We start from the raw sequence: 25,619 nt of genomic DNA, 5'->3' as shown, positions 1-25,619 counted from the left end.
GATGGCTGGACTCAAGGCGCTACGCATTCGCATCAAAAGCGTGAAATCCACGCAGAAGATCACCAAGGCCATGAAGCTGGTGGCTGCGGCGAAACTGCGCCGCGCGCGCGAAAATGCCGAAGCCGCACGCCCATACGCGGAAGCCATGGGCGCGATGCTCGCATCGCTCCGCAACGCCATGCCCGAAGGCGCGGCCCCGCGTCTGCTGGCCGGCACCGGTAACGATTCCCGCCACCTGCTCATCGTCGCCACCTCCGACCGCGGCCTTTGCGGCGCCTTCAACAACGCCATCATCCGCGCTGCTCGCAAAGACATCCAGGCGCTGACCGCCCAGGGCAAGCAGGTGAAAATCTTCTGCGTCGGCAAAAAGGTGAACGACATCTTCAAGCGCGAGTTCGAAGGCCAGATTGTTGAGCTGCGCGAAGGCATCAGCAAAGCCCCCGGCTACGCCCATGCCAAGGACATCGCCGCCACCGTCATGCGCCGTTTCGATGCCAACGAGTTCGATGTCGCCACGCTCTATTACAACCGCTTCATCTCCGTCATCACGCAAAAGGTGACCGCGCAAAAGCTCATCCCGCTGGAAATTTCCAGCGATGCGCCCCAAGCACCCGTGCAGATGGGCTATGTGGAATACGAGCCGAGCGAAGAGGAAATCCTCAGCAAACTCCTGCCGAAGAACCTGGAAATCCAGATCTTCCGCGCGCTGCTGGAAAACGCCGCCAGCGAGCAGGGCGCCCGCATGACCGCCATGGACAGCGCCACCCGCAATGCCGGTGAAATGATCAAGAAACTGACCCTGCAATATAACCGCAGCCGTCAGGCCACTATCACCAAGGAGCTGATCGAGATCATCTCCGGCGCGGAGGCGATATGACGGATCTGAGCTTCAAATACCAGGCCAGTGACAGGGTCTCGATCGAGGTGAACGAAAATTCCCTGGGCGAAATGCCGATCTATGACGTAACCATCATGGGGGTTATTGACCGGGATCATCAGCGTTTGATTCAAGAGCAGGCACAAATTATCGCTCATATCGACGGCGGTGACCAAGCCTTTGTAACCTTTGAGGTCGAGTCGGATCGTCTGGACGAAGCACTCGCCTTGCTTACGGATAATAATTTAGGAATTACCGCTGCGGAAGCACAAGCCGCGCTGCAGCAAGTTGTTGATTTTGAAGGTATTTAAGGAGCGTATCATGGCCGAGAAGAAACCCACCAAAAAAGCCGCACCGGCAGTTGCCGTTGTTGAGAAATCCGCACCGGTCAAAAAGGCTGCCAAAGGCGCCGTTGGCCGCATCACGCAGGTAATTTCTGCCGTGGTGGACGTGAAATTCGATGGCGGCGAGCTGCCTGCCATCTTGAACGCGCTGGAAACCGACAACCAGGGCAAGCGCCTGGTGATGGAAGTCTCCCAGCATGTGGGTGAAAACACCGTGCGCTGCATCGCCATGGATTCCACCGATGGTCTGGTGCGCGGCGCCGAAGTGCGCGACCTTGGCGCGCCGATCTCCGTGCCCGTCGGCCCCGAAACGCTCGGCCGTATCCTCAACGTCATTGGCGAACCCATCGACGAGCGCGGCCCGGTCAAAACCCGCCAGGTTGCCCCCATCCATGCCACCGCGCCGGAATACAAAGAGCAGGCTACCGATACCGAAGTGCTCGTGACCGGCATCAAAGTCATCGACCTTCTCGCCCCCTACGTAAAAGGTGGTAAAATCGGTCTCTTCGGCGGTGCCGGCGTAGGCAAAACCGTACTCATCATGGAGCTCATCAACAACATCGCCAAAGCACACGGTGGTTACTCCGTATTCGCCGGCGTGGGCGAGCGTACCCGCGAAGGGAACGACCTCTACCACGAGATGATCGAATCCGGCGTTATCAACCTCGAGAACCAGGACAAGTCCAAAGTGGCGCTTGTTTATGGCCAGATGAACGAGCCTCCCGGCGCCCGCGCCCGCGTGGCCCTCACCGGTCTGACGCTCGCTGAATATTTCCGCGATCAGGAAGTTCAGGACGTACTCTTCTTCGTCGACAACGTCTTCCGCTTCACCCAGGCCGGTTCCGAAGTATCCGCTCTGCTCGGCCGTATTCCGTCCGCCGTAGGTTACCAGCCGACCCTTTCCACCGACATGGGCGCGATGCAGGAACGCATCACCTCCACCACCAAGGGCTCCATCACCTCGGTGCAGGCCGTGTACGTACCGGCGGATGACTTGACCGATCCGGCGCCTGCCACCACCTTCGCGCACCTGGATGCCACCACCGTACTTTCCCGCGCCATCTCCGAGCTGGGCATCTACCCGGCCGTGGATCCGCTGGACTCCACCTCCCGCATCCTCGACAAACAGGTGCTGGGTGAGGAGCATTACAACGTGGCGCGTGAAGTGCAGCGCGTTCTGCAAACCTACAAATCCCTTCAGGATATCATCGCCATTCTCGGCATGGATGAATTGTCTGAAGAAGACAAGCAGGTGGTTGCCCGCGCCCGTAAGATCCAGCGCTTCCTGTCTCAACCCTTCCACGTGGCAGAGATCTTCACCGGCAAGCCCGGCAAGTTCGTGCCGCTGGCGGAAACCATCGCCAGCTTCAAAGGCATCGTCGAAGGCAAATATGACGATCTGCCGGAAGCGGCCTTCTACATGGTTGGCGGTATCGAGGAAGCCATCGAAAAAGCCCGCCAGATGGCGCTGGAAGCCGCCTAAGGCATACGCTCTCCCTCTCTCCGCTTGCGGAGAGGGCAGGGTGAGGGGAATAGAAGGAGAGATACATGGCACTGTCACTGCAACTGGTAACGCCCGAAAAACAATTGCTGGATCAACCGGTCGAAATGGTCGTGATTCCCGGCTCCATGGGCGACATGGGCGTGATGGAAGGCCATGCCGCGGTGGTGACCACCCTGCGCTCCGGCCTTGTGACCATCTATGAGCGCGATGTGCCGACGGACCGTTACTTCGTCCGCGGCGGCTTTGCCGAAGTCGGCGGCGCCATCTGCCGCGTGCTGGCTGAAAACGCGCAGCACCTTGCCAGCGTAAAGAAAAGCGATAGCCAGATGGCGCTGGCCGAAGCCAAAGTGGCCCTCGACCTCGTCCGCACCAAGGGCGGCGTGAGCCAGGAAGAGCTGGAGCGCCTGGAACAGGCCCTGGCCGATGCCGAACTGCTGGATAGCCTGGTCGCCTAACGTCTCGCGCCCTTGGCCTCGTCACGAGGCGGGAAAAACCCCATTGATAGCCGGTGTATGCTCATATTGCTGGATAATGTCCAGAATGGGCGCCCCACTGTCACGCTTAAGCGTATTGGCAATATGCTCAAGCAGGCTCAGATCGGTTTTGGAGGGCGTGCGTATGGGGGTAATCGGAATATCAGCCGTGGCGGCCTTATCCTCGGCGGCCAGCTCGTCTCCCCACTTGTCCTGCAGGTGGCGCTGAAGGGGCAGGTTCTCCCAGTGGGCTTTCAGGTTAAAAGGCCTGTTCAGCCGCTCCACCTCTCCGGTGTAAGGCGACATGGTGAGGGAATTCTCCAGCCAGCCGATCATGCCGAGGTAACGCCCCAGCATCAGGCGCAATTCGTGCTCCCGCGTATTATCCACCGGCGGGGACGCGCGCAGGTCAACCGTCAGGGAGCCGCCCGGCCCTGTCCGGAATATCAGGTGCAGGCCATTAAATTCGGCCTTTATGCCCTGCAGCAGGGCGACATAGGGTTCCTTCTCCCATGGATACTGGGTGATATAGGCGTTCCATGCGTCCAAATGGTCGGAATCTGCGCTTCCGGTGCACAGGGTGGCAAGCACCTCTTCCGTAAACAGCGGGTCCAGCAGAAAACGCGGCTGCAATAACGGATAGGGGGTGAACAGCAAGCCGAGCGGCGTACGGTTTTCCTGGTCGGGGATGTTTTTAAGCTGCTTTAGCAGGTTTAGCTCCTGCTCCTTGATGTCATCCTCGCTCAGGGTGACATCTTCCGGCGGGAAAATATCTTCCGCCACGTGTGAAATGGTATGGTTGAGCAGCAAATCATCCAGGCTGCAATAAAAGGTGACCAGATCGGCCGCGCGTGCAAGTTCGTCGGCGGTACCGGTAACATTGACATGCAGGGACCGGTCATCATCCTGCACCACCTCCGCATGATAGCCAAAACTGCTGACAAGAAAATCGGCCAGCGCGTCGAGATCATCCGCTGCCGCCAGGTCCTCGTCCAGCACCAGGCGGTAGGTATCCGCCGCCAGTTGCATCAGATAGATGGGCTCCAGCTGGCTGCGGTAACCTTGTTGATGAAGCAGAAATTGCTCCGCCGCCCTGTTGATGGCCATGGGCGCATCATGGGTAACGATCTCCGCATTGCTGAACATCGCGGCGCGGGGCAATAACTGGCTTATGTTCAGGTCCGGCTTGAACAGGTGCGCATTAAGCGCCTGGGCAACATCCTCTTCCACCGCCTGGCAGTGATTGCGATCTCCCATGCCATAGATACCCGCCATCAGGGGCGATAGATTGCCATAATCAGCCGGGCTTACAGGGGTCCAGACGCTTTGTTCGTTAAGCTGCCCCCCCACATCGGCATAAAGCGCATAAAGCCCGCGTTCGGGAACCAGCTGGTAATAAACATTCCAGATATAGCCGGGCCCATAGGCACTTGGCATACGTGGCGCGGAGATGTGATAAATCCGGCCAGGCTCGGGTAATTCCATGTCCGGCAGGGTGATGAGGTGCCGTTCCATCAGCTGATCGGCCAGCTTCTCGTAATATGTCACCGTTTCGGCGGGCGTTCCTTTCAGATAGCCGCGCAGATAATGCCCTTCCAGATGCCCGTGCCGGAACGCCTGAAGCCATGCGTCATCCAGCTCCGCAAAAAAGGATTCCACCATCGCGGCGAGCCCTTCTTCCGTGAAATAACGCAGGTCCTCATGCCTGAAATAAGGTGGCGCCTCGTTTTGGTCGGGCATGGTGCCGCCCTGGTGTAGCGTTTCCAGCCAGTGGCATATGTCCCGGTGGGAAATATCGCCCGTAAGCATACCCGCATGATGCTGCTCATACCTGTGCACCAGGTTGTGAACGCCCGCCATCAGGTCGCGCTTGTAATCGGCCTTTATCTTTTCAGCCAGCAGATCGAGCTGTTCCTGGTTCATGGGCAGGGTTCCACATTGCTTGCAGGCATGCTGTGTAACGCCCGATTGATACAGTTTAATGAAACAGGCCGTTCAAACGGTCTTTACACTTGCGGCAAAGCCTGATAACCGAACCCTCTTCAGTTCTGTGGCTGCAAAGCAGCCTATCCCTGCGGAGGGGTGGCCGAGAGGCTGAAGGCGGCGGTTTGCTAAACCGTTATACGCCCTTAAAGGCGTATCGTGGGTTCGAATCCCATCCCCTCCGCCAGAATTTCTTTAATGGTTGGCCATGATGTTATCCACCGTGCTGCGCGACCGGGCCTAATGCCAAAGGGAACCAGAAAACGGGATTTACCGCAAAAACCATGCGCGGCATGCGGCAGACCTTTACCTGGCGCAAAAAATGGGAAAAGAACTGGAATGAAGTGAAATATTGCTCAAAACGCTGTGGAGGCAGGGCATGACGCAGGGCTGACCCTGGCGCGTGAACTGTCGTCAACCGGCCGTTCGCCTGAATTTAACAGCACGTGAGTTTAACGGCACGCGGCCTTGCTATTCCGCGAGGCACGTCTTTATCGCCGCGGAGCACAACACCACGACGACTGAGCACAGCCGTTGCGCGTAGCCTAATGCGTAAACAGAGCAATCAAAAGGATGATAGGTAAGGGGATACCCAGCAGCCATAAAAGGATTCCACCGCCAAGTCGCATAACAGCCTCCATTTTTTAATGTGATGATAGGCAATGCTAGCCTTCATCCCGATTAAAACGCCATTAGGCAAAAAGCGAAATTCATCCCCTTGTCATAAAGGTGGCCGGAAAAGGGCGGAATATCGACGCGAAAAACCAAATACCGGCATCTTTTAATGCATAGCCCGGAGCCGGAACAACCATGACGCTACAATTAATGTCATTAACGGCAAAAATTTTAGCCAAATTTTTTTGTCCATAAAATTCAGCGGCATAATCTTCAATCCCACAAAATCATGCCCAGCTATATTTATGATTTTTAAACATTTTGCCCTCATGTTTGAAATAGACACAAAAAAATGTTGAGGGAGCCATGCTCGACGAGGGACAAGACCAAGCAACCTTAGCCTACCCGGCAACGGATGGCGGCATATCCGTTTATGACTGGTTATCCCAGGTCTGCAATCTGCCATCCATGCGTGATGAGGAAATCGTTTCCCATCTCTCCTTCGCCCAGCTGCTTTTCAAGGAAATCTTCGACCGTCTGGTGGCCCTGGTAGGGCTGGTTCTGGCCATGCCGGTCATGCTGCTTGCCGCGCTGGCCATTCGTCTGGAAACCCCGGGCCCGGTCTTTTTCAAGCAGGAACGCGGCGGCCTGAACGGCAAAAGCTTTGTGATCTATAAATTTCGCACCATGACGGCGGAAGCCGGCATGGACACCAAAGCCGGCCATGCAACGAAGCATGATCCGCGCAAAACCCGCGTCGGCACCTTTTTACGCCAAAGCAGCATTGACGAACTCCCCCAGCTAATCAACGTGCTGAAGGGCGATATGTCCATCGTTGGTCCGCGCCCGCACATGGTGTATCACGATGCCGTTTACCGCACGCAGGTTAAAGGTTATGACCGCCGCTTCCGCGCAAAACCGGGCCTTACCGGCCTGGCTCAGGTCAATGGTTACCGCGGAATGATTCGGGAAGTATCCGACATGCAGAACCGTGTGGATTGCGACAATGCCTATATCGACAGCTGGAGCGCCCTGCTGGATGTCAAAATCCTGTTCAAGATGGTCTGGGTCGTGCTGCGCGGCATCAACGCGCATTAATCACTCATTTAGCGCCCCATGTAAAATGTATCGAATTCGATACATTTTGAAGATTCTTTAACTCTCTCCCGCTAAACTGAGAGTTGGGTTTCCCTCATCCGGATAAGCGGAATGGCATTTACCATCGTATCATTGGGCAGTTACGACATCGATGGCGATGGCATAGCCGAGGAAATATGGAGCATTAAAAACGGCGGCTCCGCTGAAACCATAAGCTGGCAATTGGTGGAATCCGGCGAAACCGCAGGGCTGACGCTCGCCGGCGGCGCAACGGCCATCATTGTAACCCACGGCAGTGGCACGCTTCAGCTTGTGGATGCGGAAGGCAGCCCTGCCGGTTCTCAGACGGCTTCCGGCCTGGCCTACAGCGGCACCTACCCCGGCACCACCCTGGCGGATATTATTTATGGCTCGTCCTATGACGATGCCATCAATGGCGGTGAAAACACCGACACGCTCCACGGTGGCGCGGGGGCGGACACCTTGAATGGCGGCGACGGCAGCGACCTGATCTATGGCGATGACGGAGATGACTCGCTGGTTGGCGGCAACGGGGTGGACACGCTTTACGGCGGCGACGGCAATGATACGCTCGACGGCGGCGATTACAACGACGTGCTGGACGGCGGCGCAGGCAACGATAGCATCATGGGCGGCAACGACGGCAATGCCACCGTCACGGCAGGAACGGGCGACGATATCGTCATTCTGGTAACCGGCAACAACAACGTAACCGGCGACGATGGCAATGATACCATCCTGGGCGGCGATGGGTTTGACATCATCTACGGTAATGCAGGCGATGACAGCCTCAATGGCGGCGACGGCGGCGATATTCTGGATGGCGGCGACGGTGCGGACCGCATCGATGGCGGCAATGGCCCGGACCTGATCATCGGCAATGACGGCAACGATACCCTGTGGGGAGGCGCGGGCAATGATACGCTCGATGGCGGCCTGGGTGACGATGTCATGCTCGATGACAGCGGCGCCAACAACATGACCGGTGACGAGGGAAATGACAGCATCACCGGTGGCACCGGTCAGGATAGCATCTGGGGCGGCGCCGACAACGACACGCTGCACGGGATGGATGCCAACGATCTGCTCTATGGCGAAGCGGGCGATGACAGCATCTTCGGCGAGAATGGCAACGACCGCCTGCTGGGCGGCGACGGGGCCGACAATATTGACGGCGGCGCGGGCGATGACTCGATTGCCGGCGAGAACGGCAACGATACGCTGGATGGCGGTGCCGATGGAAATGACACCATCGACGGCGGTGCGGGCAATGATATCATTACCGATGCCAACGGCACCAACAGCATCACGGCCGGGGCCGGTTTCGACCAGGTTACCGGCGGCAGCGGCATCGACTTCATCTGGGGTGGCGCGGATAACGACACGCTCGACGGCGGCGCCGGAGCCGATCAGATTCACGGCGATGGCGGTAATGACAGTATTTTAGGGGGCGCGGATAACGACGCGCTCTATGGTGATGACGGCAACGACAGCATCGATGGCGGCGATGGCGACGACCTGCTGGATGGCTGGACGGGCAATGACACCCTGGATGGCGGCACGGGTAATGACAGCATCGATGGTGGCGATGGCAACGACCAGATAAACGATGCCAGCGGCGACAATAATATCAATGCAGGCGCCGGTCAGGACACGGTCGTTGCAGGCACGGGCTCGGATGCGATCTACGGCGGCTACGGCAATGACAGCCTGCTGGGCGGCGGCGGCAACGATACCATCAGCGGCGATGGCAATGATGACACCATCTATGGCGGCAGCGGCGACGACTCCCTCAACGGCGGCGACAACGAGGACGAGCTCTACGACGGCACTGGCAACGACACCATGACCGGCGGCCTTGGGCTGGATATTTTCCACTTCACCGTGGAGGCCGGAGCCACCGACACGGTGACGGATTTCAGCACCACCTACGACAAGCTGGATCTCACGGGTTTCCACATTCCATCCTTCGACGATCTGGTGTTGACGCAGGTCGGCAGCGATACCCGCATCAGCTTCAGCGGCGGCCAGTCCATCCTGCTGAAAAATATTAATAAAGATAATCTTGGTGAAAGTCATTTCACGGGCTTTACCCCCGCGGGCTACAACCTCGCCGGCAGCGATGCCAGCTACAGCGCCGTTAGAGTCACGCAAACCCAGGCGGAGAGCTACCAGGCGGTGAACATGACCGCTTCCACAAACCAGACGCTTATCTTCAACATGGCCGACGGCCTGCGCCTGTATGACATCGCGGGCAACAGCTATAACCGCCTGACCTATGCCCATGTGAGCGATTATCAGGCCGTGGATTACAACGGCGACGGCACCAGGGACATGTTCCTGAACATGTCCGACGGGCTTCGCTGGTACGACGGCGCCACCGCCACGGTGACCCGCCTTTCCTACTCCGCCATCGAAACCTTTAAGATCGTGGATTATAACGGCGACGGCAGGCAGGACATTTTCATGAACATGTCCGACGGTCTGCGCTGGCTGAACCAGGCCAACGGCGCGGTGACCCGCCTTTCCTATGCCCATGTCGATGACTATCGCATTGTGGATTACAACGGTGACGGCAAACAGGATATTTTCATGAACATGTCCGACGGGTTGCGCTGGCTGAACCAGGCCAACGGCACCGTCACCCGCCTCTCCTACACCCCGGTGGAGGATTACCGCGTCGTGGATTACAATGGCGACGGCAAGCAGGACATTTTCATGAACATGTCCGACGGGTTGCGCTGGCTGAACCAGGCCAACGGCGTGGTGACGCGCCTGACCTATACCCATGTGAATGATTATTATGCCGTCCAGTTCAACGATCAGGGGCAGACCGACCTTTTCATGAACATGTCCGACGGTCTGCGTTGGATGGATCAGACCACCGGTACGGTGACGCGCCTGACCTATGCGGCGGTGGAGAATTATCAGGTCATGGATATCACCGGCGATGGCAAAAAGGATGTGCTCCTCAGCATGGCCGACGGGTTGCGTATTTACAATCAGGTGGGCGGCATGGTCACCCGTGTGAATTACGAACACCTGAAAAGCTATCAAGTGGTGGATTTCGACGGCGACGGTAAACAGGAGATTTTCCTTCAGTTCAATGGCGGCCTGACGCGTTACGACATGAAGGATGGCAGCTATACCCGCCATTCATGGGTGGATGTGAAAGAATTCCGCATCGTGGATTTCAACGGCGACGGCAAGCTGGACCTGCTGATGAGCCATGCCGGAGGCATCACGCTCTACGACCCCGTGAATGGTTACAACACCATTTACCACGCGCCGGTGGATAGTTTCACCCTGTCCGATACCGATGGCAATGGCGTGCTGAACCTCATCACCAACGACAGCACGGGCATCCGCGTATTCAGCAATTACACCTCCGGAGCAGACACGCTGACCGGCAGCGCGCAGGATGATGTTCTCAACGGCAAAAGCGGCAATGACAGCCTCACCGGCGGCGCGGGGGCGGATATATTCGTGTTTGAAGGCAAGTTCGACAATGATCGCATTGCCGATTTCCAGCATGGGGTGGACAAGCTGCAATTTTCAGGCGTTCAGGGTGTCACCAGCGTGGCCGATGTCATGAACCACATGAGCTATAACCCGCAATATGACTGGGTTTACATCAACCTGCCGCAGCAGGGCTCGATCATCATCGAGCATATCGGGCATTTACTGAGCGCAGACGACATCACCGTCTATTAGATAAGCCCGCCCCCGAACTGGCACGCAGTATGCATAGAAAAACGTCAATCCAAAAGGCGATGGCGCATGCACGGCCACATACCGCACAAACTCGCGATTTTCAAAAACCTGGTTAATAAACAGCTAATTAATAAAAAAATAAATGAGTAAATACTGTGGGGTTATGGGGCAAAACCGGATGCGATTATTAACCTTTGCGGAGTAATTTGAACCATGCGCAACAAAAGGTGAGCATATGGCCTTTACCATTACCTCTTTGGGTAAATACGATATTGACGGCGACGGCATCAAGGAAACTGTCTGGACAATCGTAAACAATGGCGCGGCGCAGAATCTGCGCTGGCAATTACAGGGAACCGCCGAGAACGCAAACATCACCGCCGCCGCCGGTGCCACCTATTTGATCGTGACCCGTGGCAGCGCCACGCTTCAACTGTTTGATGAAAACAACCTTCTGCTCACCAGCAAGGCGGCTTCGGCCAGCAATTTCAGCGGCCTTTACAACGGCACCGCCGCGGCTGACCTGATTTATGGCAGCATCTATGCCAACAACATCAACGCCAAGGCGGGCAACGACACCGTTTATGGCGGCGATGGCAAAGACACCATCGACGGCAGCACCAACAACGATGTGCTTTACGGCGGCAACGGCGACGATCGCCTGCTCGGAAACACCGAGAACGACACGCTTTACGGCGAAGATGGCAATGATTACCTCGACGGCGGCAAAGGCAGTGACCTGATCTATGGCGGCGAGGGCAACGACACCATCCTCGGCGGCGCCGACGGCATCGACGCCATTTTCGGCGGCAATGGAAACGACCTGATCACCGGCAGCGCAGGCGCCAGCGGCCTTTACGGCGAGGACGGCAACGACACCATCACCGGCGGCGCGGCGGCCGATACCATTGACGGCGGCGAGGGCAACGATTCGCTCGATGGCGGCAAGGGTGACGATTCCATCCTGGGCGGCAATGGCGACGACACGATCAGCGGCGGCAGCACCGGTAACGACACCATTGACGGTGGCGATGGCAACGATGTCATCACCGATGCGTCCGGCGCCAACCTCCTTCGCGGCGGCGCGGGCAATGACAGCATTACCGGCGGTTCCGGCGTGGATAACATCTATGGCGGCGATGACAATGACACCCTCAATGGCGGTTCCGGCAACGACATCGTCTACGGCGATGCGGGTGATGATTCCATCCTGGGCGGCACCAACAACGATACGCTTTATGGCGGCACCGGCAACGACGTGATCGATGGCGGCGCGGGTTACGACTCCATTATGGGCGACGATGGCAACGACACCCTCAATGGCGGCACCGACGGCAACGATACCATTGACGGCGGCGCGGGAGACGACCTCATTACCGACCTCAGCGGCACCAACAGCATCCTGGGCGGCGCAGGCAATGACAGCATCACCGGCGGCACCGGTGTGGACAGCATCTGGGGTGGCGACGACAACGACACCATCCTGGGCGCGGCGGGCAATGACAGGCTCTATGGCGGCGCCGGGGAAGACTCCATCGACGGTGGCGCCGGCCATGACCTGCTGAATGGCGACGATGGCAACGACACCCTCAATGGCGGCGCCGATGGCAACGATACCATCGACGGCGGCGCGGGGGACGACGTCATCACCGATCTTAGCGGCACCAACAGCATCCTGGGCGGCGCGGGCAATGACAGCATCATTGGCGGTACCGGCGTGGACAGCATCTGGGGGGGCGACGACAACGACACCATCGACGGCGGCGCGGGCAATGACAAGCTCTACGGCGGGGCTGGCAACGACGTCATCAATGGCGGTGCGGGTGCGGACCTGGTGCAGGGCGACGATGGCAACGACACGCTGGATGGCGGCGCCGACGGCAATGACACCCTCAATGGCGGCAACGGCGACGATGTGATTACCGATGGCTCCGGTACCAACAGCATCCTGGGTGGCGCGGGCAACGACTCCATCACCGGTGGCACGGGTGTCGACAGCATCTGGGGCGGCACGGAAAACGACACCATCCTGGGTGGCGCGGGCAATGATTCCATCCTGGGCGAGGCCGGCGACGACAGCATCGATGGCGGCGCCGATAATGACCGTCTTTATGGCGGTGACGGCCATGATTACGTAGCCGGAGGAACCGGAAATGACCTGATCGACGGCGGCGAGGGCAACGATACCCTGCTGGGCGGTGCGGGCATCGACACCATCACCGGCGGCAACGGCAATGACAGCGCATCCGGCGGCGCGGATAATGACAGCATCACCGGCCTTGCAGGCAATGACACGCTGGCGGGTGACGATGGCAACGACACGCTCAACGGTGGCGACGATAACGACTGGCTGAACGGCGGCACGGGCAATGACAGCCTGACCGGCGGCCTGGGCGCGGATATTTTCTATTTCGGCGCCGCTTCCGGAACGGACACCGTGACCGATTTCAACCTCACGGACGACCGGATCGACCTCGGCGCGCTCACGCTTGGAAACTTTAATGACCTGGCGATGACACAGATCGGGGCGGACACAAGCATCGCACTGGGCGGTGGCAACAGCGTGCTGCTCAAAAACGTGAACAAGAACAACCTGACGGAAAACCACTTCCTCGGCCTTGGCCCGATACCCGGCGTCAACCTCACCGGGACGGACTCCGTCTATACCGCCACACGTGTCACGCAAACCCAGGCGGAAACCTACCTCTCGGTTCAGCTTGGCACGGGCCCCGCGCATACGGTTATCTTCAACATGGCCGATGGTCTGCGCCTTTATGATACGGCCAGCGGCGCATATAACCGCCTTACCTACGGCTATGTGTCGGATTACAAGGCCGTGGATTATAACGGCGACGGCACGAAAGACATGTTTATGAACATGCCCGATGGCTTGCGCTGGTACGACAGTGCCACGGCCACCACCACCCGCCTGACCTATGCCCCGGTCGAAACCTACCAGATCACCGATTATAACGGCGACGGCAAGCAGGACATCTTCATGAACCTGTCCGACGGGTTGCGCTGGCTGAACCAGGCCAGCGGCACCGTCACCCGCCTGTCCTACGTGCATGTGAATGATTACCAGATTGCCGACTATAACGGCGACGGCAAGCAGGATATCTTCATGAACCTCTCCGACGGCCTGCGCTGGCTGAACCAGGCCAACGGCGCCGTCACCCGCCTGACCTATTCCGTGGTCGAGGAGTACCGTCTTGCCGACTATAACGGTGACGGCAAACAGGACATCTTCATGAACATGTCCGACGGCCTCCGCCTGCTGGATCAGGCCTCGGGTCTAGTGACCCGCCTGACCTATGCCCACGTGAACGATTACCTTGTTGCCGACTATAATGGCGACGGCAAGCAAGACATCTTCATGAACATGTCCGACGGTCTTCGCCTGCTGGATCAGGCCTCCGGTCTGGTGACCCGCCTCACCTATGCGGCGGTGGAAACCTACAAGCTGGCGGATTTCAACGGCGACGGCAAAAAAGATATCGTCATGAACCTCTCCGACGGCCTGCGCGTCTACGATCAGGCCACCGGCGTGGTGACCCGCCTCAATTACCAGCATGTGAACGATTACAAGATCGTGGATTTCAACGGCGACGGCAAACAGGATGTCTTCATGCGCTTCGATGGCGGCCTGACCGAAGTGGATGGCGGCGGCGGTGCCGTTACCCGGCATTCCTGGGTGGATGTGAAGGATTTTCGCATCGCCGATTTCACCGGCGATGGCAAGCTGGACATTTTGATGAGCCATGCCACTGGCATCACCCTTTACGATCCCACCAGCGGCTACAGCCTTATTTACGGTGCGCCGGTGGCCAGTTTCAGCCTGGCGGATACGGATGGCGACGGCAAGCTTAACCTCATCACCAACGATGCCAGCGGCGTCCGCGTGTTCAGCAACTATGTCTCCGGGGCTGACACGCTGACCGGCGGCGCGCATAACGACACCCTGAACGGCGGTGGCGGCAATGACCGCCTGAGCGGCGGGGCAGGGGCGGATATCTTTGTCTTCAACGGCAAATTCGATAACGATCGCATCGCCGACTTCCAGCACGGGGTGGACAAGCTGCAATTCTCGGGCGTCACCGGCATCGCCACTGCGCAGGACGTGCTCGATCACGCCAGCTACAATGCGCAAAACGACTGGGTCTACATCGCCATCCAGGGCCAGGGCTCCATCATTTTGGAGCATATCGGCCACATGCTGAGCATCAACGACATCACCATCGTTTAATGGCATATTTCACCAGCAGCCCGGCAAACCGGCTGTTGGTGGTGAAATAGCGCTTCCACATGCGCCGGGGCTCCTGCAGCACCCGGTAAAGCCATTCCAGCCCGGCCTTCTGCATCCACAGCGGCGCGCGTTTGGTGTACCCGGCCAGAATATCCACGCTGCCCCCCACGCCCATGATGAAGGGCACGTGGAACCCGTCCTTGTAGCGCCCCATCAGCCGCTCCTTATGCGGCGTGGTCATGGCAATGAACAGGCAATGCGCGTTAGAGGCCGCGATATCCCGCACCACGTCGGCCTCCTCTTCCTTGCTAAAATAGCCGTGATGCCACCCGGCGAACTGGATATTCGGCCAGCGCGCCTGGATATTGGCCACGGCCTTCTCCAGCACCTCCGGCTTGGCGCCGAGGATATAGGGGCGGTACCCTTTTTCGTTACAAAGGGCCAGCACCTCGGTCATGATATCCACGCCTGCCACCCGTTCCGGCACTTTCAGGCCAAACATCCGGCAGCCCAGCACCACGCCCGCCCCGTCGATATTGATCAGGTCGCTGCCCGTCACATCGTCGAACAGCTCCTTGTCCGTCTGCAGGGCCACGAGTTTGGCCACATTCACCACCACATGCTGCAACCGGTGGCCACCTCTCATGGACTCTTCTATCAACCGTAACGTTTCCTTCATGGTGATAGCGTCCATGGGGCAGCCCATGAACGTGATGCGGTGGGTGGAATTCATCAGGTTTTTCTCATTTAGTGAGAAGTTGTTAATTCATCCGTGTTTTATCTTAGGGCAGTGATTTTTACGAGACCCTATATGCGTATTCTTGCCGTCATTGGCACCCGGCCGGAAGCCATCAAGATGATTCCGGTCATCCGCGCGCTGAAAGCCGCGCCGGACATGGAATTGCAGGTCTGCTCCACCGGGCAGCATCGCGAGATGCTGCGTCCCATCCTGGCCATGGCGGACGTGAAGGTGGATATCGACCTTGATGTGATGGAGCCTAACCAGAGTCTCAACCGCCTGGCGGGCAAGCTTTTTCATGCGCTGCCGGATGTTTTTGCCGGCTGCAGACCGGACCGCGTGCTGGTGCAGGGCGATACCAGCTCCGCCGCCGTGGCCGCCCAGGCCGCCTTTTACGCGCGCATCCCCGTGGGTCATGTGGAAGCGGGCCTCCGCAGCCACGACATGAACCACCCCTTCCCGGAAGAAGGCAACCGCAAGCTCGTCGGGGCATTGGCAGATCAGCACTATGCACCCACCGCCACCGCCGCACGAAACCTTCTGGCCGAGAATGTTATACCCGCCCAGGTCTTCATCACCGGCAACACGGTGATTGATGCGCTGTTCTACTTCAAATCCCGCATGGAACAGGACGCAACCCTGCAGCAGCAATACCGCAAGGAATTCAGCTTTCTGAACGATAAACAGCGCCTGCTGCTCGTCACCGCCCACCGGCGCGAGAATTTCGACGGTGGCATCGCCAACATCTGCCAGGCCCTGCAAAAGCTGGCCCAGCGCGGCGACATGCAGATCGTCCTGCCTGTCCACATGAACCCCAACGTCAAACATGTGGTGACGGAGCAACTGGGCGACAAGCCCAACATTCACCTCATTCCCCCGCAGGATTACCTGCCCTTCCTCTACCTGATGGACAAAAGCCACATGGTGCTGACCGATTCCGGCGGCGTGCAGGAGGAGGCTCCCTCCCTCGGCAAACCGGTGCTGGTGATGCGTGAAACCACCGAACGCCCGGAAGGCGTGGAGGCAGGCACCGCCAGGCTCATCGGCTCCTCCAGTGCGGAAACCATCGTCCAGGAAGTCTCGCGCTTATTCGATAATGAAGCCGCCCATGCCGCCATGGCCCGCGCGCAAAACCCCTATGGCGACGGCCATGCGTCAGAGCGTATCCTGGAAATTCTGCGCACCGGCAGCCTGGCTCCCGGCAAGGAATTTTCCACCCCACTCCCTCTCAAACAGGTTGCCCACCATGCCTAAAAAGAAACGCGAAATATGCATCCTCGGCCTCGGTTACATCGGCCTGCCGACCGCATCCATCATCGCCAGCCGTCATATGCATGTCACCGGGGTGGATACCAACCCCAAAGTGGTGGAGCAGGTCTCCAAAGGCAAACCGCATATCGTGGAGCCCGAGCTGGAAGGCCTGGTCTACAAGGTCGTGAGCGAAAAGCGCCTGACCCCCGTCACCAAGCCGGTGGCCGCCGATATCTACATGATCACCGTGCCCACCCCCATCACCGACGACAACAAGCCCGACGTCACGTTTGTGGAAGCCGCGGCCGACAGCATTGCCAAGCTCTTGACCAAGGGCAACCTGATCATTCTGGAATCCACCTGCCCGGTGGGCACCACAGCGCTTATCTCCCGCCGTCTGGCCGCCAAGCGTAAGGATCTGCGCTTCCCGCATGATGCGCCGGAAAACCCCGATATTCACTTGGCCTATTGCCCCGAGCGCGTGCTACCCGGCCGCATCCTGACCGAGCTGGTGCACAATGACCGTGTCGTGGGCGGCCTCACCCCCAAATGCGCGGCTCTGGCGGCGGATTTCTATTACACGTTCGTCCGCGGCGAATGCCACCAGACCTCCGCCGAAGCCGCCGAACTGGTCAAGCTCACCGAGAATGCCTACCGCGACGTCAACATCGCTTTTGCCAACGAACTTTCCCTCATCTGCGACAAGCTCAAGCTCAATGTCTGGGAAATCATCGGCTTTGCCAACCGCCACCCGCGCGTGGACATCCTCCAGCCCGGCCCTGGCGTGGGCGGCCATTGCATCAGCGTGGACCCCTGGTTCATCGTCGACACCGTGCCCGAGCAGGCTCGTCTTATCCGCACCGCGCGAGAGATCAACAACAGCAAACCGCTCTATGTGATTGACCGCATCAAGGAAGCAGCCAAAACATTCAAGAAAAAGCCCACCATCGCCGTCCTAGGCCTTGCCTTCAAACCCAATGTGGACGACCTGCGCGAAAGCCCGGCCCTCCACATTGCCGAAGCTTTGGCCGATGCGAAAATCGGTAAGATTCTCGCGGTTGAACCCTATATCGATGAGCTTCCCGCCCATCTCGCCAAAAGCGGCGCGGAACTCACCGATGCGCTTTCCGCCATCGATGCGGCCGATATCGTCGTCAGCCTGGTCAACCACCGCCAGTTCGGCCCGCTCGACCATAAGCGCATCACCGACAAGATCACCTTCGACTTCTGCGGGCTCTGGAAATGACAAGTGCCGAGGACATCTATGTCGGCGGTGGATACCTCGACAAGAACCCCCATTTAGCCGAGGGCACGGCCCCCTGGAAGGTCGGTAAGATTCGGCGGATGATGGAACGCCACAAGCTTAACCCCAAGCGTGTGATTGAGGCCGGTTGCGGCACGGGCCTGGTGCTCAGGCACCTGGCCGAAGCCATGCCCGCCATCCCCCGGCTGGACGGCTACGACATCTCTCCCCAGGCCATTGCCCGCGCCAAAGAGAGCGGCCAGCAGCTCAAACAGCTCCATTTCCATGTGGGCGACGCCACACAGGCCTCCACCGAACGGTTTGACCTCATGCTCATGATCGATGTCTTCGAGCATGTGGAGGATTATTTCGGCTTCCTGCGCAGCCACCGTCCTGTGGCAAAACAAACCATCTTCCACATCCCGCTCGACATGCACGTGCAGGGCCTGTTGCGTGACCGGCAGATCGGCTATCGCCAGTCCATCGGCCACCTGCATTATTTCTCCAAAGCCACCGCCCTGGCCACGCTGGAAGACACGGGCTACCGTGTGAAAGACTGGTTCTACACCGCCGGAAGCCTGGAGGTGGAATCCATCAAAAGTCCCAAAAGTCGCCTGCTGGAATTGCCACGCCGCATGCTATTCGCCCTCGCGCCCGATCTGGCCGTAAAGCTCTTCGGCGGCTGGTCCATGCTCGTAATAGCGGATAACGATTAACTAAACGTCGGTCAGCACCAGCGCGCCCACATTGGGGCTGCTGGGAGGGTAGGTGGCAATCAGCTGCTCAATGTCCGCCATGCGGTCGCCCTTGCGCACCAGGTAGAAGATCACCCCCGCCATCTCGGCCAGCTTGCCCATATCCACCCGAAGCCCGCGCAGGGAAGGGAAGTCCAGGATGATAAGGTCGAACGCGCGGTTGAGGTTGTTCACCATATCCACAAAACGTGGGTGGGAAAGCAGCAGCCCGTTATTAGGACCGGTCGTGCCCGGTGGGATGTACCACAGGCTGTCGACCGGGTTTTTCATGGCGTCTTTAAGGCCCGTCTCGCCCACGATGATGTTGGAAAGCCCCGGCGCGCGCTCCAGGCCGAATTTGGCCGCCAGCTCACGGTTGGCGATATCGCAGTCGATCAGCAGCACGCGCTTTTTCTTATCTGCCGCCGCACGCGAAAAATGCTCGGCAATGCTGTGCTTCGCCTGGCGCGGAATATCCCCGGTAAACAGCACCACCTTGCTCTTGGTTCCGCAGGCGATGAAAGGCAACTGCGATTGAAGCTGGCGAATATCCGCCACCGCCAGCGCGCAGGGGCGCTGCATCAGCAGCTTGCCCCAGAAGGTGCTAGGCGGGGTGGAAATGCCGCGAATGGTGCCCGCCAGCGGCAGCCAGCTATGGCTGGTCAGGTCGCGCTCCTCTTCCACCGTCAGGAACGCGCGGGAGCGCACCACCATCAGGTACAAAACGCCCACCAGCACGCCCAGCAGCAGCGAGAACAGCAGCGTGCGCAGCATGCGCGGCAGGTTGCTTTTATCCTCCAGCATCGGCTCGTTGATCAGGCGCGCATAACCCACAATGCCCGCCACTTCCGTTTTCAGCTCAACAATCTTCTCCTGGCTGAGCTGCTGAAGTTTGGTATAGATATCCACATCCCGCTGCAATTCCAGCAGCTTGCGCTCGATTTCCGGCAGCCCGTCCACCCGCTCTTCCAATGCCTGAAGCGAGGAATTCAGGAATTTCAACTGCGATGCCAGCGCGATCTGCGCCGGGTGGTTGGCGGTGAACTGTGTGTTCATCTCCTGCCGTTTTTCCTCCAGCAGCACGATGCGTGTTTCGATCTCCTTGATCTGGTCGAGCAGGTCGATCGTTTCCTTATCCAGGTTCACTGTGCCGTAGGTCGCACGGAATTCGCTGAGCTGGGTCGTCGCTTTCCCCAGGCTCTTGTTGAGGTCGTTCATCTGGTCTTTCAAAAAGTCCAGCGCGCGAATTTTACCCAGGGCGCTTCGGTTATAGGCCGTCTGCAGGTAGGTCTGCACCAGCGCTTCCATGAAGGAGCGCGCAAACACCGGGTTCTGATGCGACAATGACAGCTCAATCAGGCCGGATTTCCCCGTGCTTCCCTTGCGGGAGACATCCAGGCTCTCGATGATGTCGCGCACCATCTTCTGGCGGTTGCGTGGGTAGACGTCGTAGCTGCCCTTTTCCGGCAGGGTCGCCGTATCCACGATGATGGAAATATTGCCTCGCGCGTAGCGCAGCTGGTTGGCTTCCAGCGTTTCAGACGGGCTGTAGGGAATGATGGTGCCGCTCGGATCGCGGATTTCGATATCCTCGTCCGAGACGATCTTCACCTCAAACGGCTTGTCGATCAGGTTGGCCGGAACGGTGAATTCCGGAAAGCGCGGCTGCAGCGCAATGCGTTCCTCCCCCGTGCGCCCGCTTTTGCCCGAGAACATCTGGGAGAACATGCGGCTGAACGGGTTGGTGTGCGGCACTACCTCCACGGCCGAGCCATATTCGCTGATGGCCTGGTTGATGATGGCCCAGGACTGAATGATATTCAATTCAGCATCCACCGTGGTTTCCTCACCGGCGGTGGACACTTCCGGTTCGATACGGATCATCGACAGCACGCGGTAATGCTGTGGCATGAAGGCCAGCACAATCACGGCCAGGCAGAAAAACACCACGGCAAATCGCGCCAATGTCCAGCGATGACGGCGCAGCCAGCCCACCGCCTCGTAAAGGGACAGGTCCTCCTCGTCGCGCCGTGCAAGCGTGCGTGTAGCAAAAGGGGAGGTAGCCGAAGTCATCCCGGGTTGCATTCAGCAGCCCTCCTTGCCGCATGGCGGGTCCATGGCATGTAAGGAAAATACGGAAGCGGAGAAGGGCTTATTCATAGCGTTTCGGGTCGGTCAGGGGTGAAACGCTCATGGGGAGCAGCTGGTTGATGAAGCGTGACCACTCCGTCACCGGACGTGCGGAAACATAAATCACATCACGCGGCTCAAGCGGAAACTGCTCGGCAAGCGCCATGTAGAAGGGGTTTTCCACATTTAGTTGATACACATTCACATGGGTGGCGCTGGTTTTGATGTCGCCGCCATCGTCGCTAACCACCGCCCCGCGCAGCACATATACCTTGCCTTTGTCTGCCGTCACCTCGTTCAGGCCCCTGGAAAGCGTAATCGCCTCCACCAGGCTCATGGTCTCCTGCTTCATGCGGAGCATGGAAGGCACCATCACCTCGCCGATCACGAACACCCGGTCATCCTTATTATAAGGAACATGAATCAGGTCGTTGGGTTGAAGCGCCAGGTTAAAACGCGCATCCCCGCGGTTCAGCAGCGCATCCAGGTCCAGCGGAACGACGGTTCCATCTGCATGTTGAAGCGTCGCCAGACGCGGCGCCGCCGTTTCCTTCAGCCCTTCGGCCCGTTGCAGGGCCTTGAGCACGGTGGAAGACTCGATGCTGAGATACTGAATGCCCGGCTTGCCCACCTCTCCCGTGATGTTGACGATGGCGCTCTGGTATTTCAGTCCGCTCACCTCAACCCGGGGCTTTACGAAATATTTGGACAATTCCTTGATGACGGCCTTCTGCGCCTCCACCATATTCATGCCCGCCACCTTCACATAGCCCGCATAGGGCAGATAGATGGTGCCGTCCTCATGCACCAGCCATCCCTGGCCCTCGGGAAGGTTGTAAAGCTGCAGGTCGCTTTCGCGCAGGCTTTCCATGCCCCATACGCGAATGTTAAGGATGTCGCCCACGCCGATTTTATAGGAATAGGGTTTGAGGTTAGCGGCCTCCTTTGGCGCGGGAACTTTATCGGCATAACGCAGCGCATGCTCGGTTTTCAGGGTGCTGACCAGCTCGGGCGTAACCTGCTGAACCTGAAAATTATCCCCCACGGGCCCGCCAGACGAGCAACCCGCCATCCATAAAAATACCGCAGCTGCCGCTGGAGCTCTTAGGATACTCCAAGGTTTTCCCATCTTCACGTCATTCTCCGGACCAACTCCCTAGATTGTACCATAATCTATCATGGACTTGTGTACAATCATCAAGTTACCCACTAGATATAGTTTATTGACCTTATCAGCCAGGTTTAGCCGCACGTGAAATATTTTGTCTGGCTTGCATTTATGGGATTGATCGCCGCGTCGGTCGTCAACGACAGCGCCGCCTTCGAATCCTTCGTCATCCCCAAGGCCTATCTGGACGAGGCGCTGTGGAGCCTGCTTGCGCTTATCGCGCTGATGACGGGGCTGATGGCGGGCAAGCGCCCGCGTCTGCCCACGCTTCCCTGGCTGTTTGCCATGTTTGCCTACAGCATTTTCATGGCCTCCGGCTCAGGCCTTACGGTCCCGACGCTGGCCATTTCGCTTTTCTTGCTGGTCAAGCCCATGCTGGTGGCGGTTTCCACCGAATGGCTGCCGCCGGGGCGAAACAGGGCCGAGCAGGCGGAGCGCGCCGTCTATGCGGCGCTGGTGGCGCTCTGCGTGGGCATGTTCGTTACGGTCTTCGCACTGGATATCGTCATGCCGGAAAACCCCATCCCTGGCACCATTCTTGCCGCCCGTCTGGGGTTTGTCCCCGCGCGCGGCCTTTTCCCTCACCCGTTTTACGTGGGTATCATCGGGCTGTTCCTCAGCGTCTATTTCCTTTCCCGCCACCAGCTGCTGCGCCAGCGGCAGGACCTGGTTCTGGCCGTCATGGCCGTTATCCTGGTCATCCTTTCCTCCCGCATCCGCATGATGATGTTTGTGCCGGTGGCGGTGTTCTTTTTGGTCATGACCATCACCTACCTGGAGGGCCGGTGGAAAAGAGCCTCAGGCTATCTGGTGTTCGGCGGCATGCTGGTGGCGGTGCTGCTGGTGGCCACCCTCGGCTTCTTCAGCAGGGAAGTCAGTCTTTACACCGATCCAGCGGAAGCCGTGCGCACCAAGATGTTCTTTGTGGCGCTGCAGATCAACTGGGACAGTTTTGGCTTCGGCCTCGGCCCGGGCAATTTCGGCAGCGTGGGCAGCACGAGGGAATATTCCAGCGCCTATTATCTCTATGATCTTGCCTCCATGTGGGGCGCCTTCGGCGAAAACGTCAACCACCTGACCGACCAGTGGTGGAGCTGGTATCTGGGGGAGGTGGGTATCTATGGCACGTTGATTTTCGTCGGCTTCATTCTGTTTTACATGTGGCGCATGCTCCGCATGGTGGTGCCGCTTTATGCCCGCTATCCAAGCCTTTCCGCGCTGGCCCTCTGCACCAGCTGCATGTGCCTGTATGGCCTTCTGGTTGGCGCGGTGGAAACCTTCTTCCACGGTGCGCCGGCCGGTTATCTTGTCTTCATCGGCGGCTCGCTGTGCATGATGGCCTATCGCAGCCTGCCGGCCATGGAGGCCGATGAAACCGCCGCCCGGATAACCGGCCAGCCATCGCCCGCGCATGGCTAGGCTGCGCCTTCTCACCCTCGGCACGGCCCGGGGCAGCCGCGGCGGGGTGGCCATCATTGCGGGCATCATTGCCAACCATCTGCCGGATGAAACTTGGCAGGTCTCGCACATCGCCACCCATCGCGATGGCCCTGCGCTTGCCAAACTGAAAACCTACGCCTGCGGCTGGCTGCAGTTCCTGACACAGCTTCCATCGGCCGATGCCGTGCTGCTGCATCTCTCCGCCCATGGCAGCTGCTACCGCAAGCTGCCCATGCTCACCCTGCTCCGCCTGCTCGGCAAGCCCTACAGCGTCTATGCCCATAGCGGCTATTTCGAGAATTTTTACAAACAATCTCCCTCGCCCCTGAAGGCCTGGATACGCTGGACCCTTCGCGGCGCGCAAAACATTCTCACCGTCTCCGGGCATTGGCAGCAATTTTACGCCCGCCTCACCGGCCTGCCATCCCGTGTCAGCATCCTGCGCCATCCGGTATCAATACCTCAAGATGCCCCCGAGCCGGACGAGCCCATCACCATGCTCTACCTTGGCCGCCTGGACGACAAGAAAGGCGCCTACCGGGCCATTCGCGCCGCCGCCAAACTGGCGCGTAAACCCAATCTACCTTTCTTCCGCATCGTCATGGGGGGCGATGGCGAGGTGGAGCAGGCTCGCCAGCTAGCCCTTCAGGAAGGCCTGGCCGACCGCGCCGTTTTTCCCGGCTGGCTGGATGAAGCCGCCCGCAACACCTGGCTGAGCGATGCGCATATCTACCTCCTGCCCACGGCCTTTGAGGCGGGTCTCCCTCTCTCTGTGCTGGAAGCCATGGCCCATGGCCTTGCCGTGGTGACATCCCCGGTCACGGGCATTCCCGAAGTCATCCGCCATGGCGAAAACGGCTTGCTGGTGGAGGTGGGAGATGAACCCGGCCTCACAACACAGCTGGAAGCGCTGCTGAAAGACGTAAAACTGCGCCAGAAACTCGGCCGCGCCGCCCGCGCCACCGCCGCGGAATTCGCGTTGCCCCATTACCTGCAAACACTCAGAACGTTGCTTCTGCCCACAGTGCGAGGGTGAGCAGGGCGAATAGCTGACGGCTGCGGTCGGGCCGTTCCGCCTGGTGTTCAAGCCACATTTTTTCTACCGCCTCGCGTGAGACCAGTTGCAGATAACCTGCCTGCGGGTTCAGCAACACGGTTTCCAGCCATTCTTTCCATATCCCGCGCGACCATGCGCCGAACGGCACCTGAAAGCCGATTTTTTTGCGCTGGGTGATTTCTTTGGGCAGGTAATGACCCGCCATATGCCGGTGCAGGATCTTGCCCTTACCCTTTGCAAGCCTGTAGCCAATCGGCAGCGACTCGATGAAGCGCACCAGCTCGATATCCAGCATCGGCACCCGTGCCTCCAAGGATGCCGCCATGGTGATCTTGTCGCCGTAAAGCAGCAGGTCGTCGGCCAGGTTCATGCGCGTGTCGATGCGCATCATCGCCTCGGCGGAATCGCATGGCTCGGTTGAAAGCCAGCCCAGCCAGTGACGGATGCGGGCAATGGCCTCCGGCGCATCCGCGCGCCCGGTCAGGGCCGCGCATTCCGCCGGGGTGAACAGCGCATAAGCCGCCGCGAAAGCATCCGGCAGCGCGGAATGCTTGAGGCTCATCATGCCGCGCCGCACCGCCTCCGGCATGCGCGGGTGCAGCCAGGTCAGCTTGCGCGCCATGGCTGCGCCCATGCGTGCCGCGGTGGAATCCCGCCAGCCTTCCAGTTGATAACGGCGGTATCCGCCCCAGGGCTCGTCGCTGCCTTGCCCGGTCAGCACCACTGTGGCCTGCTCGCGCGCCTTGCGTGCCAGAAACCACATGGGCATGATGGAGGTGGTGCCGAGCGGTTCTTCCACCGAGGCCACCATCTCCGGCAATGCCTGTTGCAGCATCTCGGGCGTGACGATCACCGCCTCGTTGGGAATGCCCAGCACCTTGGCCGTATGCGCCGCCGCTTCCAGCTCGCATTCCGGGTGCTCCGGCCCAAAGCCCACGGAGAAACTCGCGATATTCGGATGATCCCGCGCCGCCATCGCCGC

At 59.1% G+C, this 25,619-nt stretch carries 17 protein-coding genes, 1 tRNA gene and 1 pseudogene; 14 read left to right on the top strand and 5 right to left on the bottom strand.

The window, feature by feature from the left end:
* The first annotated feature begins 1 nt into the window (after position 1).
* The 4 genes from GC177_09460 (at position 2) to atpC (ending at position 3,180) form a co-directional block, all read left to right on the top strand.
* Positions 2 to 877, top strand: a complete 876-nt coding sequence (locus tag GC177_09460; protein MBI1276181.1) for a F0F1 ATP synthase subunit gamma — start codon at positions 2 to 4, stop codon at positions 875 to 877.
* A complete protein-coding gene (locus GC177_09455) occupies positions 874 to 1,188 on the top strand; it encodes a hypothetical protein (protein MBI1276180.1) in 315 nt (104 codons plus the stop codon). The genes GC177_09460 and GC177_09455 overlap by 4 nt, the downstream gene beginning before the upstream one ends.
* A gap of 10 nt (positions 1,189 to 1,198) precedes the next feature.
* Positions 1,199 to 2,704: a F0F1 ATP synthase subunit beta gene (gene atpD, locus GC177_09450; GenBank protein MBI1276179.1), complete on the top strand. Its 1,506-nt coding sequence runs from the start codon at positions 1,199 to 1,201 to the stop codon at positions 2,702 to 2,704.
* Positions 2,705 to 2,769: 65 nt separating this feature from the next.
* Positions 2,770 to 3,180: an ATP synthase F1 subunit epsilon gene (gene atpC, locus GC177_09445; GenBank protein ID MBI1276178.1), complete on the top strand. Its 411-nt coding sequence runs from the start codon at positions 2,770 to 2,772 to the stop codon at positions 3,178 to 3,180.
* Between the two features lie 21 nt (positions 3,181 to 3,201).
* Here atpC and GC177_09440 read toward each other — a convergent pair whose 3' ends face one another.
* Positions 3,202 to 5,121: a hypothetical protein gene (locus GC177_09440; GenBank protein MBI1276177.1), complete on the bottom strand. Its 1,920-nt coding sequence runs from the start codon at positions 5,119 to 5,121 to the stop codon at positions 3,202 to 3,204.
* 153 nt (positions 5,122 to 5,274) lie between these two features.
* On the opposite strand from GC177_09440, the gene GC177_09435 reads away from it, so the two are divergent.
* The 5 genes and pseudogenes from GC177_09435 (at position 5,275) to GC177_09415 (ending at position 14,875) form a co-directional block, all read left to right on the top strand.
* Positions 5,275 to 5,368, top strand: a tRNA-Ser gene (locus tag GC177_09435).
* A gap of 56 nt (positions 5,369 to 5,424) precedes the next feature.
* Positions 5,425 to 5,564, top strand: a pseudogene (locus tag GC177_09430) (DUF2256 domain-containing protein).
* 700 nt (positions 5,565 to 6,264) lie between these two features.
* Positions 6,265 to 6,894 carry an exopolysaccharide biosynthesis polyprenyl glycosylphosphotransferase gene (locus GC177_09425; protein MBI1276176.1) on the top strand — a complete coding sequence of 210 codons (630 nt, stop codon included), beginning with the start codon at positions 6,265 to 6,267 and terminating at the stop codon, positions 6,892 to 6,894.
* A 111-nt stretch (positions 6,895 to 7,005) separates the two neighbouring features.
* Positions 7,006 to 10,629 carry a hypothetical protein gene (locus GC177_09420; GenBank protein MBI1276175.1) on the top strand — a complete coding sequence of 1,208 codons (3,624 nt, stop codon included), beginning with the start codon at positions 7,006 to 7,008 and terminating at the stop codon, positions 10,627 to 10,629.
* A gap of 235 nt (positions 10,630 to 10,864) precedes the next feature.
* Positions 10,865 to 14,875 (top strand): hypothetical protein, encoded by a 4,011-nt coding sequence (locus GC177_09415; GenBank protein ID MBI1276174.1) that lies wholly within the window; start codon positions 10,865 to 10,867, stop codon positions 14,873 to 14,875.
* Here the strand turns inward: GC177_09415 and GC177_09410 are convergent.
* Positions 14,862 to 15,608 carry a WecB/TagA/CpsF family glycosyltransferase gene (locus GC177_09410; protein ID MBI1276173.1) on the bottom strand — a complete coding sequence of 249 codons (747 nt, stop codon included), beginning with the start codon at positions 15,606 to 15,608 and terminating at the stop codon, positions 14,862 to 14,864. The two genes, GC177_09415 and GC177_09410, sit on opposite strands and share 14 nt — an antisense overlap.
* Positions 15,609 to 15,686: 78 nt before the next feature.
* Between GC177_09410 and GC177_09405 the strand changes: the two genes are divergently transcribed.
* Genes GC177_09405 through GC177_09395 form a run of 3 tightly spaced genes read left to right on the top strand, consistent with a single transcriptional unit; the run spans position 15,687 to position 18,824 of the window.
* On the top strand, positions 15,687 to 16,868 hold the full coding sequence (locus GC177_09405; GenBank protein MBI1276172.1) for a UDP-N-acetylglucosamine 2-epimerase (non-hydrolyzing): 1,182 nt from the start codon (positions 15,687 to 15,689) through the stop codon (positions 16,866 to 16,868).
* Entirely contained in the window at positions 16,861 to 18,111 is a 1,251-nt protein-coding gene (gene wecC / locus GC177_09400) for a UDP-N-acetyl-D-mannosamine dehydrogenase (protein ID MBI1276171.1), read from the top strand. The genes GC177_09405 and wecC overlap by 8 nt, the downstream gene beginning before the upstream one ends.
* A complete protein-coding gene (locus GC177_09395) occupies positions 18,108 to 18,824 on the top strand; it encodes a methyltransferase domain-containing protein (GenBank protein MBI1276170.1) in 717 nt (238 codons plus the stop codon). Before wecC ends, GC177_09395 begins: the two co-directional genes overlap by 4 nt.
* Here GC177_09395 and GC177_09390 read toward each other — a convergent pair whose 3' ends face one another.
* Together GC177_09390 and GC177_09385 are read right to left on the bottom strand one after the other, a co-directional pair.
* On the bottom strand, positions 18,825 to 20,927 hold the full coding sequence (locus tag GC177_09390) for a hypothetical protein (GenBank protein MBI1276169.1): 2,103 nt from the start codon (positions 20,925 to 20,927) through the stop codon (positions 18,825 to 18,827). It abuts the gene before it with no gap.
* Positions 20,928 to 20,994: 67 nt separating this feature from the next.
* A complete protein-coding gene (locus GC177_09385) occupies positions 20,995 to 22,101 on the bottom strand; it encodes a hypothetical protein (GenBank protein MBI1276168.1) in 1,107 nt (368 codons plus the stop codon).
* A gap of 150 nt (positions 22,102 to 22,251) precedes the next feature.
* Between GC177_09385 and GC177_09380 the strand changes: the two genes are divergently transcribed.
* Complete coding sequence (locus GC177_09380) at positions 22,252 to 23,559, top strand: hypothetical protein (GenBank protein MBI1276167.1); 1,308 nt, start codon at positions 22,252 to 22,254, stop codon at positions 23,557 to 23,559.
* A complete protein-coding gene (locus GC177_09375; GenBank protein MBI1276166.1) occupies positions 23,552 to 24,616 on the top strand; it encodes a glycosyltransferase in 1,065 nt (354 codons plus the stop codon). The genes GC177_09380 and GC177_09375 overlap by 8 nt, the downstream gene beginning before the upstream one ends.
* Here GC177_09375 and GC177_09370 read toward each other — a convergent pair.
* On the bottom strand, positions 24,582 to 25,619 hold a 1,038-nt coding region (locus GC177_09370; GenBank protein ID MBI1276165.1), incomplete at its 5' end, for a hypothetical protein. The two genes, GC177_09375 and GC177_09370, sit on opposite strands and share 35 nt — an antisense overlap.

The organism is bacterium, assembly GCA_016124905.1.
GTDB lineage: Bacteria > Pseudomonadota > Alphaproteobacteria > Rickettsiales > RI-342 > RI-342.
This window is presented reverse-complemented; position numbering and strand designations above follow the sequence as displayed.

What these genes read in the sequence shown, in the direction of transcription:
- GC177_09380 (MBI1276167.1), top strand. Translation starts at nt 22,252, where the DNA reads ATGGGATTGATCGCCGCGTCGGTCGTCAACGACAGCGCCGCCTTCGAA.
- GC177_09460 (MBI1276181.1), top strand. Translation starts at nt 2, where the DNA reads ATGGCTGGACTCAAGGCGCTACGCATTCGCATCAAAAGCGTGAAATCC.
- GC177_09405 (MBI1276172.1), top strand. Translation starts at nt 15,687, where the DNA reads ATGCGTATTCTTGCCGTCATTGGCACCCGGCCGGAAGCCATCAAGATG.
- wecC (MBI1276171.1), top strand. Translation starts at nt 16,861, where the DNA reads ATGCCTAAAAAGAAACGCGAAATATGCATCCTCGGCCTCGGTTACATC.
- GC177_09425 (MBI1276176.1), top strand. Translation starts at nt 6,265, where the DNA reads ATGCGTGATGAGGAAATCGTTTCCCATCTCTCCTTCGCCCAGCTGCTT.
- GC177_09410 (MBI1276173.1), bottom strand. Translation starts at nt 15,608, where the DNA reads ATGAATTCCACCCACCGCATCACGTTCATGGGCTGCCCCATGGACGCT.
- GC177_09440 (MBI1276177.1), bottom strand. Translation starts at nt 5,121, where the DNA reads ATGAACCAGGAACAGCTCGATCTGCTGGCTGAAAAGATAAAGGCCGAT.
- GC177_09415 (MBI1276174.1), top strand. Translation starts at nt 10,865, where the DNA reads ATGGCCTTTACCATTACCTCTTTGGGTAAATACGATATTGACGGCGAC.
- GC177_09375 (MBI1276166.1), top strand. Translation starts at nt 23,552, where the DNA reads ATGGCTAGGCTGCGCCTTCTCACCCTCGGCACGGCCCGGGGCAGCCGC.
- atpC (MBI1276178.1), top strand. Translation starts at nt 2,770, where the DNA reads ATGGCACTGTCACTGCAACTGGTAACGCCCGAAAAACAATTGCTGGAT.
- GC177_09420 (MBI1276175.1), top strand. Translation starts at nt 7,006, where the DNA reads ATGGCATTTACCATCGTATCATTGGGCAGTTACGACATCGATGGCGAT.
- GC177_09385 (MBI1276168.1), bottom strand. Translation starts at nt 22,101, where the DNA reads ATGGGAAAACCTTGGAGTATCCTAAGAGCTCCAGCGGCAGCTGCGGTA.
- GC177_09455 (MBI1276180.1), top strand. Translation starts at nt 874, where the DNA reads ATGACGGATCTGAGCTTCAAATACCAGGCCAGTGACAGGGTCTCGATC.
- atpD (MBI1276179.1), top strand. Translation starts at nt 1,199, where the DNA reads ATGGCCGAGAAGAAACCCACCAAAAAAGCCGCACCGGCAGTTGCCGTT.
- GC177_09395 (MBI1276170.1), top strand. Translation starts at nt 18,108, where the DNA reads ATGACAAGTGCCGAGGACATCTATGTCGGCGGTGGATACCTCGACAAG.
- GC177_09390 (MBI1276169.1), bottom strand. Translation starts at nt 20,927, where the DNA reads ATGCAACCCGGGATGACTTCGGCTACCTCCCCTTTTGCTACACGCACG.